The organism is Achromobacter sp. D10, assembly GCF_035282245.1.
GTDB classification, from domain to species: domain Bacteria; phylum Pseudomonadota; class Gammaproteobacteria; order Burkholderiales; family Burkholderiaceae_B; genus Achromobacter; species Achromobacter insolitus.
Window position 1 is genome coordinate 412,346 of record NZ_JAYJLE010000001.1, and the last position, 12,816, is coordinate 425,161.

11 protein-coding genes are annotated in these 12,816 nt (G+C 62.7%); 9 read left to right on the forward strand and 2 right to left on the reverse strand.

What is annotated here, in order from left to right:
• The first annotated feature begins 21 nt into the window (after window positions 1-21).
• The 8 genes from VCS63_RS01985 (at window position 22) to VCS63_RS02020 (ending at window position 9,059) form a co-directional block, all read left to right on the forward strand.
• Window positions 22-1,059, forward strand: coding sequence for a polysaccharide biosynthesis protein (locus tag VCS63_RS01985; RefSeq protein WP_063641487.1), 1,038 nt, complete (start codon window positions 22-24; stop codon window positions 1,057-1,059).
• A gap of 3 nt (window positions 1,060-1,062) precedes the next feature.
• Window positions 1,063-2,169, forward strand: coding sequence for a UDP-2-acetamido-2,6-beta-L-arabino-hexul-4-ose reductase (gene wbjC, locus VCS63_RS01990; RefSeq protein WP_063641488.1), 1,107 nt, complete (start codon window positions 1,063-1,065; stop codon window positions 2,167-2,169).
• 1 nt (window position 2,170) lies between these two features.
• On the forward strand, window positions 2,171-3,304 hold the full coding sequence (gene wecB / locus VCS63_RS01995; protein WP_063641489.1) for a non-hydrolyzing UDP-N-acetylglucosamine 2-epimerase: 1,134 nt from the start codon (window positions 2,171-2,173) through the stop codon (window positions 3,302-3,304).
• On the forward strand, window positions 3,301-4,539 hold the full coding sequence (locus tag VCS63_RS02000; protein WP_164793560.1) for a glycosyltransferase family 4 protein: 1,239 nt from the start codon (window positions 3,301-3,303) through the stop codon (window positions 4,537-4,539). The genes wecB and VCS63_RS02000 overlap by 4 nt, the downstream gene beginning before the upstream one ends.
• Window positions 4,536-5,417: an NAD-dependent epimerase/dehydratase family protein gene (locus VCS63_RS02005; protein ID WP_063961787.1), complete on the forward strand. Its 882-nt coding sequence runs from the start codon at window positions 4,536-4,538 to the stop codon at window positions 5,415-5,417. Before VCS63_RS02000 ends, VCS63_RS02005 begins: the two co-directional genes overlap by 4 nt.
• A 107-nt stretch (window positions 5,418-5,524) precedes the next feature.
• Window positions 5,525-6,511 carry an MraY family glycosyltransferase gene (locus VCS63_RS02010; protein WP_238913714.1) on the forward strand — a complete coding sequence of 329 codons (987 nt, stop codon included), beginning with the start codon at window positions 5,525-5,527 and terminating at the stop codon, window positions 6,509-6,511.
• 106 nt (window positions 6,512-6,617) lie between these two features.
• The gene (locus VCS63_RS02015) at window positions 6,618-7,202 is read left to right on the forward strand and encodes an acetyltransferase (RefSeq protein WP_063641493.1); all 585 of its coding nucleotides are present in this window, start codon (window positions 6,618-6,620) and stop codon (window positions 7,200-7,202) included.
• An 18-nt stretch (window positions 7,203-7,220) separates the two neighbouring features.
• A complete protein-coding gene (locus tag VCS63_RS02020; protein ID WP_063641494.1) occupies window positions 7,221-9,059 on the forward strand; it encodes a polysaccharide biosynthesis protein in 1,839 nt (612 codons plus the stop codon).
• 29 nt (window positions 9,060-9,088) lie between these two features.
• On the opposite strand, the gene VCS63_RS02025 is transcribed toward VCS63_RS02020, so the two are convergent.
• Complete coding sequence (locus tag VCS63_RS02025; RefSeq protein ID WP_323878123.1) at window positions 9,089-10,885, reverse strand: hypothetical protein; 1,797 nt, start codon at window positions 10,883-10,885, stop codon at window positions 9,089-9,091.
• Between the two features lie 63 nt (window positions 10,886-10,948).
• Window positions 10,949-12,013, reverse strand: coding sequence for a dTDP-glucose 4,6-dehydratase (gene rfbB, locus VCS63_RS02030; RefSeq protein ID WP_042795986.1), 1,065 nt, complete (start codon window positions 12,011-12,013; stop codon window positions 10,949-10,951).
• A 173-nt stretch (window positions 12,014-12,186) separates the two neighbouring features.
• Between rfbB and VCS63_RS02035 the strand changes: the two genes are divergently transcribed.
• Window positions 12,187-12,756 (forward strand): SRPBCC family protein, encoded by a 570-nt coding sequence (locus tag VCS63_RS02035; protein WP_063641497.1) that lies wholly within the window; start codon window positions 12,187-12,189, stop codon window positions 12,754-12,756.
• Window positions 12,757-12,816 lie beyond the last annotated feature (60 nt).

The following is a 12,816-nucleotide window of genomic DNA, read 5'->3' on the forward strand; positions in this document are numbered from 1 at the left end:
CATAGAAAGAGACTTGCGAATATGTTGAAACCAAACGCCAAACTGCTCATCACCGGCGGCACGGGATCCTTCGGCAATGCCGTCCTGAAACGTTTCCTGCAGACCGACATCGGTGAAATCCGCATCTTCAGCCGCGACGAGAAGAAGCAGGACGACATGCGCAAGCGCTACTCGCATCCGAAGCTTAAGTTCTACATTGGCGACGTTCGCAACAGCCAGAGCCTGCTGAACGCCACGCGCGGCGTGGACTATATTTTTCACGCGGCGGCGCTCAAGCAGGTGCCTTCCTGCGAATTCCACCCGATGGAAGCGGTCTACACCAACATTCTCGGGACCGAAAACGTCCTGGAGGCCGCCATCCGCAACAAGGTCAGCAAGGTCGTCTGTCTCAGCACGGACAAGGCGGTCTATCCCATCAACGCCATGGGCATTTCCAAGGCCATGATGGAGAAGGTCATGGTCGCGAAATCGCGCGACCTGGACGCGACCGAGACGGTGATCTGCGGAACCCGTTACGGCAACGTCATGGCATCGCGCGGTTCGGTGATCCCCCTGTTCATCGAACAGATGCGGGCGGGCATACCGCTGTCCATCACCGATCCCGACATGACCCGCTTCATGATGACGCTGTCGGACGCGGTGGATCTGGTGCTGTACGCGTTCGAACACGGCAACAACGGCGACCTCTTCGTGCAGAAGGCGCCCGCGGCCACCGTCCAGACCCTGGCCAAGACGCTGGCGCGCATGGTCGGCAAGCCCGAGCATCCGATCAACGTCATCGGCACGCGGCACGGCGAAAAGCTGTATGAAGTCCTGCTGAGCCGCGAGGAAATGGCTTGCGCCGAAGACATGGGCGACTATTACCGCATCCCGCCCGATCTGCGCGACCTGAACTACGCGAAGTTCGTCGAGCAGGGCGAAGAAAAAATCTCGCGCAGCGAAGACTACAACTCGCACAATACCCAGCGTCTGGACACCCACGGCATGGAGCAACTGCTGCTCAAGCTGGAGTTCATGCAAGCCATCCAGCGTGGCGAGCAAGTGACGCCTGAGGAGTAAGCCATGAAGGTTCTCATTACCGGCAGCAACGGATTCGTTGCGCAGAATCTCATCGCCACGCTGGAAGAGCGCAAAGACGTCGAAGTCCTGCGCTTCACGCGTGGCGACAACGCCTCCCGGCTGGACGAACTGACGGCCCAGGCGGACTTCATCTTCCATCTGGCCGGCGTGAACCGGCCCAAGGACCCCGCCGATTTCCAGAGCGGCAACGCGGGACTGACCCAGCAGCTTTGCGAGAGCATCGTCCGCAGCGGCCGCCGCGCGCCCGTGATCTATTCCTCGTCGACCCAGGCCAGCCAGGACAACCCCTATGGCCAGAGCAAGCGAGAAGCAGAGGACGCGCTATCGCAATTGGCGGACAAACACGGCTCGCCGGTCTATCTGTTCCGACTGCCCAACGTATTCGGCAAATGGGCGCGCCCTAACTACAACTCCGCGGTGGCCACGTTCTGCCACAACATCAACCGCGGCCTGCCCATCCAGATCAATGATCCGGCCGCCGCGATCACCCTGGTCTATGTGGACGATGTCGTCGCCCGCTTCGTCGAACTGATGGATGGCGCCGTCGCCGACGACCGGTTCTGCAGCGTCGCGCCCCAGTACCGCATCACGGTCGGCGACCTCGCCGCACAGCTGGAGACGTTCCGCGACAGCCGCCAGACGCTGATCACCGCGGCCGTGGGTACCGGGCTGACCCGGGCGCTCTACGCCACCTATGTCAGCTACCTGCCGCCCGAGCGCTTCTCCTACGAAGTGCCCAAGTACGGCGACCCGCGAGGCGTGTTCGTCGAAATGCTCAAGACGCAGGACAGCGGCCAGTTTTCGTACTTCACCGCCCATCCCGGCGTGACGCGCGGCGGCCACTACCACCACTCGAAAACCGAGAAATTCCTGGTCATCAAGGGACGCGCGCGCTTTCGCTTCCGCCATATCCTGACCGGCGAATTCCATGAACAGGACACGGATGGCGAAAAGCCGGAAATCGTGGAAACCGTGCCCGGCTGGACGCACGACATCACGAACATCGGCGACGACGAAATGGTCGTCATGCTGTGGGCCAACGAGATCTTCGACCGCGCCCGTCCCGACACTTACGCCCGCCCCCTCTGATATGAAAAAACTCAAAGTCGCCACCGTCGTCGGTACCCGGCCGGAAATCATCAGGCTGTCACGCGTGCTCGCGAGCCTGGATCGCCATTGCGACCATGTCCTGGTCCACACCGGGCAGAACTACGACTACGAACTCAACGAGATCTTCTTCCAGGACCTGGGCATCCGCAAGCCGGACCACTTTCTGAACGCCGCAGGCGCCTCGGGCGCCGAGACCATCGGCAAGGTGATCATCGCCACCGACCAGGCGCTGGCCGACATCCAGCCCGATGCGGTCCTGGTGCTGGGCGATACGAACAGCTGCATGGCTGTGCTGCCCGCCAAGCGCCGCAAGATCCCGACTTTCCACATGGAAGCCGGCAACCGCTGCTTTGATCAGCGCGTGCCCGAAGAGATCAACCGCCGCATCGTCGATCACACTTCGGACATCAACCTCACGTACAGCGACATCGCGCGCGAATACCTGCTGCGCGAAGGCCTGCCCGCCGACCGGATCATCAAGACCGGCAGCCCGATGTTCGAAGTGCTGAATCACTATCGCGACGGCATCGAAGCGTCCGACGTGCTCGACCGGCTTGGACTGACTCCCGGCCAGTTTTTCGTGGTCAGCGCGCACCGCGAAGAGAATGTGGATTCCGACCATAACTTCGCCAAGCTGGTGAACCTGCTGAATACGGTAGCGTCGACCTATGGCCTGCCGGTGATCGTCTCCACCCATCCGCGCACGCAGAAGCGCGTGGACGCGCTAGGCGCCAAGTTCCATGACAACGTGCGCCTGCTGAAGCCGTTGGGCTTCAAGGACTACAACAAGCTGCAAGTGTCCTCGCGCGCGGTGCTATCCGACAGCGGCACGATCACGGAAGAGTCCTCGATCCTGAATTTTCCGGCGTTGAACATCCGCGAAGCGCACGAACGTCCTGAAGGCATGGAAGAGGCCTCCGTGATGATGGTCGGCCTGGAATCCGACCGCGCGCTGCAGGCGCTGGAACTGCTGGCGCATCAATCGCGCGGCGCCGAGCGCGACTTCCGGCTGGTGGCGGACTACAGCATGCCCAACGTGTCCGAGAAGGTGGTGCGCATCATTCATAGCTACACCGACTACGTCAATCGCGTCGTATGGAAAAAGGCGAATTGAAGATCGCGCTCGTCACCCAGTACTTCTGGCCCGAGTCCTTCTCGATCAACGATCTGGTGGAAGCACTGGTCGCCCAAGGCCATACCGTGGAAGTCTTCACAGGGAAGCCGAACTATCCCGACGGGAAGATCTTCCCCGGATATCAGGCGGAAGGCGCGTCGGAAGAGGTGTTTGCCGGCTCCGTCGCCGTGCATCGCGCGCCGTTGCGGCCACGCGGCGCAGGCGGCGCGGCGAATCTTGCGCGCAACTATCTGTCGTTCGTTTGGAATGGCCTGCGATATTTCCCGCGGCAGGCCAAGGGCAAGTCGTTCGATATCGTCTTCGTCTTTTCGCTGTCTCCGATCACTGCCGCCATTCCGGCAATCTATCTGAAGTGGCGCCTGCGCAAGCCCATGGCAATGTGGGTGTTGGACCTGTGGCCGGAAAGCCTGAGCGCGACCGGATTCATCAAGAACAAGTTCGTGCTGAGCGCGATCGGCCTGATGGTGCGTGGCATCTACGCGTGCTCCGGCCTGATCATGGTGCAGTCGCGGGCGTTCATCGCAGCGGTCTCGCGCTACGCCAACCCCGCCAAGCTCGTCTACTACCCGAACTGCTCGCGGGACACACCCAGCACGCTGTCCGCGGATACGCAGGTGCCCCGCGCGCTGCTGGATGAACTGGACTCGCGCTTTTGCGTCGTGTTCGCCGGCAATCTCGGCACGGCGCAAGCTGTCGAGACCCTGGCCGAGGCGGCCGAACGGATCAAGCATCTGACCGATGTCCGCATCGTCCTGGTCGGCAGCGGCAGCATGTCGCCTTGGCTGGCGGAACAGAAGCAGTCCCGCAACCTGGACAACCTCACTCTCGCCGGACGCTATCCGTCCAGCGAGATGCCGCAGTTCCTGACGCGTGCGCAGGGCCTGATCGTTTCGCTCAAGCGCAGCGAAATCTACGCGCAAACGGTGCCTGCCAAGATCCAGTCCTATCTGAGCGCCGGCCGCCCCATACTCGCCTCGATCGACGGCGAGGGTGCTCGCGTCGTCGAAGAAGCCGGTGCCGGCCTGGTCAGTCCCGCCGAAGACGCCGTGCAACTGGCCCGCAATATCGAACAACTGCATGGCATGTCCGCGCAAGCGCGTGCCGCCATGGGCGAACGCGGGCGCGCCTATTTCCTGGAGCATTTCGAGCTCGAGAAACAGGCTGCCCGCCTGGCCGAATTGCTGCAGCAACACATCGATCGGGGTGGACGATGAGCGATGCAATTACCGTGGGCGTCCTGGGCGCGACTTCCCCGGCCGGCCGGCAGGTGCTGGCCAAGCTCACCGCTGCCGGCCATCGCGTGGTGGCCTTTTCCCGCAGCCCCCAGCCGGCCGGCGACAACGACGCCGTGCAGTGGGTGTCGCTCGCCGACGCCCACGCGGAAGATGCCGCCAGCGCGGCAGGCCCCATCACCGTATGGATAGCGCTCTGCCACATCTGGGTCGTGGGCGAGCACTTCGAATTCATGCGCAGACTGGGCGCCCAGCGGGTCGTCTGCCTGTCGTCCACCAGCCGCTACACCAAGGTCACTTCCCAGAATCCCTATGAAGAGGCGCTGGTGCAGCGTCTGTCCCAGGGAGAACAAGCGCTGGCGCAATGGGCGGAAGGCGCCGGCATCGGCTGGACCGTGCTGCGGCCCACGCTCATCTATGGGCGCAGCACCGATCGCAATCTGTCGGAGATCGTCCGCCTCATCCGCAAGCTCCATGTCTTCCCCGTCTTCGGACGCGCGGGCGGACAACGCCAGCCTGTGTATGTGGATGACGTGGCGCAAGCCGCTGTGCTTTCCGCGTTTGCGCCGGGCGCCGTCAACAAGGGCTACAACATTTCCGGGGCGGAGGTACTGAGCTACCGGGAAATGGTTGCGCGGATATTCAAAGCCATGGGCAGGACGCCGCGGCTGCTGACAGTCCCGATCTGGCTGTTCAACACCGGCCTGTTTTTCCTGCGCATGATTCCGCGTTACCGCAACTGGAATGCCGACATGGTGCAGCGCATGAATCGCGACATGGTATTTAGCCATGACGATGCGGCGCGGGATTTCGGCTTCAAGCCCCAGCCGTTCGTCCTGCGCGACGTCGACGTTCTCTGATTCCCGGAACGTATCCATTTTCCACTGGCCAGAATTCAGCCATTTCCGTATTTGACGACACGATGGATGCCATATCGTTACCCTGGTGGTTATTTGCAGTATTCGCAGTGCTGGCGTGGCTGTTGACCGGCGCGCTGCGCCGCTATGCGCTCACGCATAATGTGATCGATGTGCCGAACGCGCGCAGTTCCCACAAGACGCCCACTCCGCGCGGCGGCGGCATCGCGTTCGTCATCAGTTTCCTGGTGGGATTGGGGACCCTGGCGGCAACCGGAAACGTCGCGCCGGTGGACGCCTTGGCGCTCGGCGGCGCCGGCGCCTGGATTGCACTCATCGGCTTTCTGGACGACCACGGCCATATTCAGGCCCGCTGGAGACTGCTCGCCCACTTCGCCGGGGCGGCCTGGGTGCTTTACTGGATCGGCGGAGTTCCGTCCGTATCGCTCTGGGGCCTGGAGCTGCAAAGCGGCTGGATGCTCTCCATCCTGGGCGCCCTGTACCTGGTCTGGATGCTGAATCTCTACAATTTCATGGATGGCATCGACGGCATCGCCAGCATCGAGGCGCTCTGCGTCACGGTCGGCGGCTGCATCCTGTACGTGCTGGCGGGCCAACCGCTGGCGGCCGCTCCCAGCGCGCTGCTGGCAGCTACGGTGGCGGGCTTCCTGATCTGGAATTTCCCGCCTGCCAAGATCTTCATGGGCGATGGCGGCAGCGGCTTCCTGGGCCTGATTCTCGGTGCCCTTTCCCTTCTGGCGGGCTGGCATTCTCCGGCCATGCTGTGGGCCTGGCTGGTGCTGCTGGGCGTATTCATCATCGATGCCACCGTGACCTTGATCCGCCGCCTGTGCCGCGGGGAAAAGGTATACGAGGCGCATCGCACTCATGCCTACCAATATGCAAGCCGAAAATATTCCAGCCACCGCCGGGTAACCCTGACGGTACTTGCGATAAACGTGCTGTGGCTGTTTCCCTGGGCAGTGGCAATATCGACCGGATATATCGAAGGCCTCACCGCAACGATATGCGCCTATATACCGCTTATCGCTCTGTCAATACTGCTTAAGGCTGGGACGCCCGAAGGCTCAAACTGAACGAAAGCTAGAACTGAACATTTAGTAGCCCGGCGCAGGAAACATCTTGAGTAGAATCCTGTCAGCGTGCGCTCGGCCGCTAGACATTAGCGAAAATGGCGTAAATATGAATTCGAAAGGCATCTTGCTCATCGTAGGCAGCGGCGGACATGGGCGCGCAGTCGCCGAAGCCGCCGCGCTGACGGGCGAGTGGACCGACATAGTCTTCGCCGATGACGCATACCCCGCCCAACAGCAATCGGGCGAGTGGCGCATCGCGGGCTCCACCGCGCAACTTCCGGAACTGGCCGGCACCTGCCAGGCGGCGCTCGTCGCCATCGGCAACCAGGCTGTGCGCCAGCGCCTGACCGATGCCCTGGCGGATCTCGGCATCCCGCTGGCGACCATCGTCCATCCGCGGGCCTGGGTCAGCAAACTGGCCGAGATCGGCCAAGGCAGCGCCATCATGGCGGGCGCGGTGGTCGGCGCCTGCGCGCGCCTGGGACGCGGCGTCATTGTGAATGCCAACGCCACTGCGGACCACGACACGGTGCTCGGCGACTTCGCCCACCTGGGAGTCGGGGTTCAGCTGGCCGGCGGGGTGGTCGTCGAAGACCGCGCGTGGCTGCAAGCCGGCTCCTGTGCAGGATATCGCGTCCGTGTACCGGCGGACGCCGTGCTGCCTCCGGGCTCACGCCTGATCGCGGATTGATTTCAGACTCAAAGAAAAATGATCATTCCTACCCGCTTTCGAACCGCTCTGGTGTTCCTGTTTGACCTGGCGGCGATCATCATCGCCTGGTTTGGCGCGTTCCTGATCCGTTTCAATTTCGACTGGCCCACCGACTGGGAAGGTCCCATTGCCCGGGCGCTGCTCGTGCTGCTGCCCGTACAGATCATCGCCTGTCGCTGGGCGGGCTTGTATCGCGGCATGTGGATCTTCGCCAGCCTGCCGGACCTCAAACGTGTCCTGAACGTCGTGCTCGCGTCCACGGTCGCGCTGCTGCTATTCGCCTTCCTGAACCGCGGCCAGCCCGCATTGCCGCGCTCCATCCTGGTGCTGTATCCCCTCTTGCTGCTGTTGGTCATGGGCGGTGGACGCGCCGCTTGGCGCATGTGGAAGGAACACTGGCTGTACCGCGCCGGCTTGGGCCGGGGCACGCCCGTAGTCGTGGTCGGCGCGGGCACTGCCGGCGCCATGCTGGTCCGCGAACTGGGCCGCAGCTCCGATTGGCATGTGGTGGCGCTGGTCGACGACGATCCGGCAAAGCGCGGCCTGGAAATCTCCGGCTGCCGCGTGGCGGGCGGCACCAACAGGCTGCCCGAGATCCTGAACGACTACGGCGCCAAGCACGTGATCCTGGCCATCCCGTCGGCCAAGGCACCGGCCCTGCGCCGCGTGTCCGACATCGCGACCCGCGCGGGCGCATCGTTGTTCACCGTGCCCGGACTGAGCGAACTGATGAGCGGCCGCGTCGCCATCAACATGATGCGTCCCGTGAAGATCGAGGATCTGCTGGGCCGCGAGTCCGTCTATATCGACAACATCAATATTCACGAGATGATCGCCGGCAAACAGGTGCTTGTGACCGGCGCTGGCGGCTCTATCGGCAGCGAACTTTGCCGGCAGCTTGCGCGGTTCGCTCCGGCGACCATCATCCTGTACGAGGCAAGCGAGTTCGCCCTCTACACCATTGAGCAATGGTTCACCGACAACCAGCCTTCCGTGCGCGTCATCCCGCTGGCAGGCGACGTGAAGGACCTGATCCGGGTGGAAGAGGTCTTTACCCGCTACAAGCCGGATATCGTGTTCCACGCGGCAGCCTACAAGCACGTGCCGCTCATGGAAATCGGAAACGCCTGGCAAGCCGTGCGCAACAACGTGCTCGGCACCCTGAACGTGGCTCAATGCGCCGAGCGTTTCCATGCGAAACGCTTCGTCCTGATCTCGACCGACAAGGCCGTGAACCCCACCAACGTGATGGGCGCCACCAAGCGCATGGCGGAAATGGTGTGCGAAGTGCTGCATGGGCGCGGCGGCACGACGCGGTTCCAGATCGTCCGCTTCGGGAACGTGCTGGGCAGCACGGGCAGCGTCATCCCCCGATTCCAGTCGCAGATCGCTCGCGGCGGACCGGTGTCGGTGACCCACCCCGACATTACGCGCTACTTCATGTCCATACCGGAAGCGGCGCGGCTGGTGCTGCAGGCCGCCGCCATGGGCAATGGCGGGGAAATCTTCGTGCTGGACATGGGCGAACCCGTCAAGATCGCCGATCTGGCGCGCAACATGATCCGCCTTTCGGGATTTACCGAAGAGGAAATCCGCATCGAATTCACGGGCTTGCGTCCGGGTGAAAAGCTCTATGAAGAGCTGCTCGCGGATTGCGAAGAGACGCTGGAGACCCCGCATCCCAAGCTGCGGATCGCCCGCTCGCGCCCCGTGCCCGAAGGCTTCCGCGAAAGGGGCATCGAGTGGATCACAGGCGCGGACCCGGTGGAAGACGAGGCGGTACGGGCAGAGCTGAAACGCTGGATGCCCGAATACGAGCCCTCGAAACAGCAATAAGCCGATAGCGCGTCTCGGCCGTGCGCTTCCTAGCGCGCGGCCTTCGCTGCGACGCAAGCGCGCACCGCGGCCGCCGTGTCGCGCGAGGGCTTGAGCACTTGCTGGCGCCGGGCCTCATCGGCGTGCGCAGCGTCCGCTTGCCTGACGATTTCACCCACCGGCACATAGTCCATCACGGCGTCGGCGCCATATCGGGCCAGCACGGCCTGTGGAATCGCGCGTGGCGACTCCGGCTCAAGCAGCAACCAGGACGAAGCCAGCACTTCACACGAAACGGAATCCAGGGCCTGCGATACGAAGCCGAGGCTCCCCGGATATCCGCCGATCAGCCATGGCTGCCCCACGTTGAGTGCGCCCCCCGCGTACAGCACGCCGGGGGCACGGCCCGTCAGATCTATCATCGGCGTGCCGGCGGAAAACCCCGCCTTGGCGGCTGCCTGCTTGAATTGTTCTATGTAACGATGGTCGGCTTCGGAAAGCAGCAAGGAAGATCCCCCGCCCGGTCCCAGCACGGTAGGATGCACATTCGTACGCAGTGCCTCGAGCTGCCGATAAGGCCTGTCCATGGCCAGTTGCAGCAGCAAGGCCGCTACAACCAGCGCAATCGCCCCCATCGGCAACAGGCTGACCCAGGCCCCCGCTCTGGGCTTGGTCAGGCCCCATAATCCTGCTCCCGCCAACAGCCAGAAATAGCCGGTGGCCGCAGCGCCGACCCAGTAGTTGTTGTTGGTTCCGAACGCATAGGCAAACGGCAGCATGGCACACAGCAAGAGCAATGCCCATTTCTTCAGCTGCAATGCCTGCCAATGGCCCATGAGCCCGCGCGCGGCGAATACGCCCAGGCCGGACAAGGGCGCCGCCAGCACCGCCATGCCCTGGAATTTGCCAAAATCCTGCGCGGGAAGCCAGCCCCACGCCAGCCCGACTGCGTAGACCAAAGCCACCAGCAGCGCCAGCGCGCCCACCGCTTGGCTGAACCACCCCGTCGCCCCGACCAGAAACGCAACGATCGCGGCCGCAGCGCCCGCCGCCAAGATGGACTGGGTCAACGGATCTGGCAGGAAAATGGGATCCACGCGCAGCATCTTGCCGAATTCATGGCCTCCACCCAGCGCCTGCGCCAGCGCCAGGCCGGACCGGATCCGCTGAATGAAGCCCTGTACGGAGCCGTCGATCAACCAAGCGCTCACGACGAGCAACACCGCGGCGCCGAGCAGGCTGATGATCGCTCCGCGCAGGCTCAATTTGCGAGCGCACAGTAAATACACGGCACAAAGCACCGCCAGGGCGAGCGCGGTGGTGGGCTTGGCCATGAATGCCATCCACCCGCCCAATGCCACCAGCAGCCATCCCGCGTCGCTTGTGCGCGCGCGCCTGCGGTCGGCCAGCAGAAGGCCGCTGAACGCCACCAGAATCGCTTGGAACGTCAAGCTGTTGTAGCTGGGAGACGGCAGCCAAAGCTGGAAGAAAATCAGGCTGGAGCCTGCAAATACGGCACTGATGACCAGCCGAGTGGTTTTGGTGGCCTGCTCATTCAACATCGACGACAGAAACAGGTATGCCGCCGCCCACGCCAGCCCCCAGGTCAACAACACGTTTGCCCGCCGGAGCAAGGCGATGTCTCCCCCGAGCAGCCAGTCCAAGGGGTGGTACACAAAACCGAATTGCGTGACCGAGGCCGCGTATGCGTGCGGACTATGCAGCCAGATCAGGTACAGGCTTTCGTCCGTGAAATCAAAGCCTCGGCCGCAAGCCCACAGGACCCACCCCAGCAATGCCGCCGTAACGGCGCCTGCTCCCAGTTGCATGCCACGGGCTATCAGCATCGTCGGCTTTATCGAGATGGTTGCATTGCAGCCGGCCGGGACATTTGGCCTTGCCGGTTTCCGTTAACGCGCATAGTGCTTCTCGACCCAGCTGCGATGATGGGCTCCGGTGATGATGTCCCGCACCCATTGCTCGTGGTCCAGATACCATTGCACGGTCTTGCGCAGTCCGGTTTCAAAGGTTTCCGCCGGCCGCCAGTTGAGCTCTTTATTGATTTTGGAGGCATCGATCGCGTAACGGCGGTCATGGCCGGGCCGATCCTGCACGAAGGTGATCTGCTGCTTGTACGGAATGCCATCCGCCCGAGGCCGCAACACGTCCAATAGAGCGCATACAGCCGTGACGATATCCAGGTTGGGATGCTCGTTCTCGCCGCCGATGTTGTAGGTTTCCCCAACACGGCCCGCTTCGAGCACACGGCGCAGGCCGCTGCAATGGTCAGTCACGTACAACCAATCACGCACCTGCCGGCCATCGCCATAAACGGGCAGGGGCTTTCCGGCCAACGCGTTGGCGATCACCAGGGGAATCAGCTTCTCCGGGAATTGGAAAGGGCCATAGTTGTTGGAACAGTTAGTCGTCAGCAGCGGCAGGCCGTAGGTGTGGTGATAGGCGCGCACCAGATGATCGCTGGCAGCCTTGCTTGCCGAATATGGACTGTTGGGCTCGTACCGATGGGTTTCAGTAAAGCCATTGCCGTCCTCCGGCAACGAACCATAGACCTCATCGGTAGATACGTGCAGGAAGCGAAATTCGGCGCGCGCTGCCGGATCCAGTTCGTTCCAGTAGGCCCTCACCGATTCCAGCAACCGGAACGTGCCGACGATATTGGTCTGGATGAACGCTTCTGGCCCATGTATGGAACGGTCCACATGGGATTCCGCCGCCAGGTTGATGATGGCCCTCGGTCGATGCTGTTTCAACAGACTGCCGACCAGCGAGGCATCGCATATGTCGCCGACGATCAACTCATGCCGCTTATCCCCGTCCAGCGCCTGCAGGCTCTGCGGGTTGCCCGCGTAGGTAAGCTTGTCCAGGTTGATTACGGGTTCGTCGGTGCGGGCCAGCCAATCGAGCACAAAGTTGGCTCCGATAAAGCCAGCACCTCCGGTAACTAGGATAGTCATGGGTATTACAGGGGAAAAGGAGCGCCGGCTGTGGATGGCGGACAGAGCTTGATTCTACTCTGCGCATCCCTGATGGATTCGACGAGAGTCCAGAGGCAAAAAGGCCGATATTGGCGTTTTGCGCGAATTGGGTCCACAATGAAAGCGAGACTGTACCAAGCAAGGAGACAGCCATGCGCATTGCAGATGCCCAGTGGATTCCTTCAACCCAGCATCAGACTTGGGACGCTCTGACAGATCCGGCCGTGCTGCAGCGATGTATTCCCGGATGCATCGCTGTCGACAAGCGCAGCGACACGGAGTACGCAGTCACCCTCCGGGCAAAGATTGCCGGCCTGGACACCGACTACGAGGGCGAAATCCTGCTCTCGGACGTCAATCCCCCCGACAGTTGCACCCTGGTATTCGAGGGCAAGGGCCGCGCCGCCTGCCTGGCCATCGGCACCGCCCAGGTCAACCTCAGCACCAAGGATCAGGGCACCCGCGTCGCCTACACGGTGGCCGGCATGACCGGCGGCAAGCTGGCCGAATGCGGCGAGGGCCTGGTACTGAAGGCCGGCGAAAAGATCATTGAAAAATTCTTCGCCGCCTTCATCGATTACATGGCCGCCCAGCCCCGCCTGGCGCCGCCTCCCCCTCCCCCCGAACCGGAGCCGCGCGGCCTGTCCAATTCGCGCTGGTCCTGGATCATGGTGGTTCTGGTCATCGCGGTTTTCTGGGGTTACCACACCTTCTATAAGTGAAATCCCTGACGCGCCGGTGATATGCTCTGCGGCATGACGCCGCCACCTGAATCACCCCCG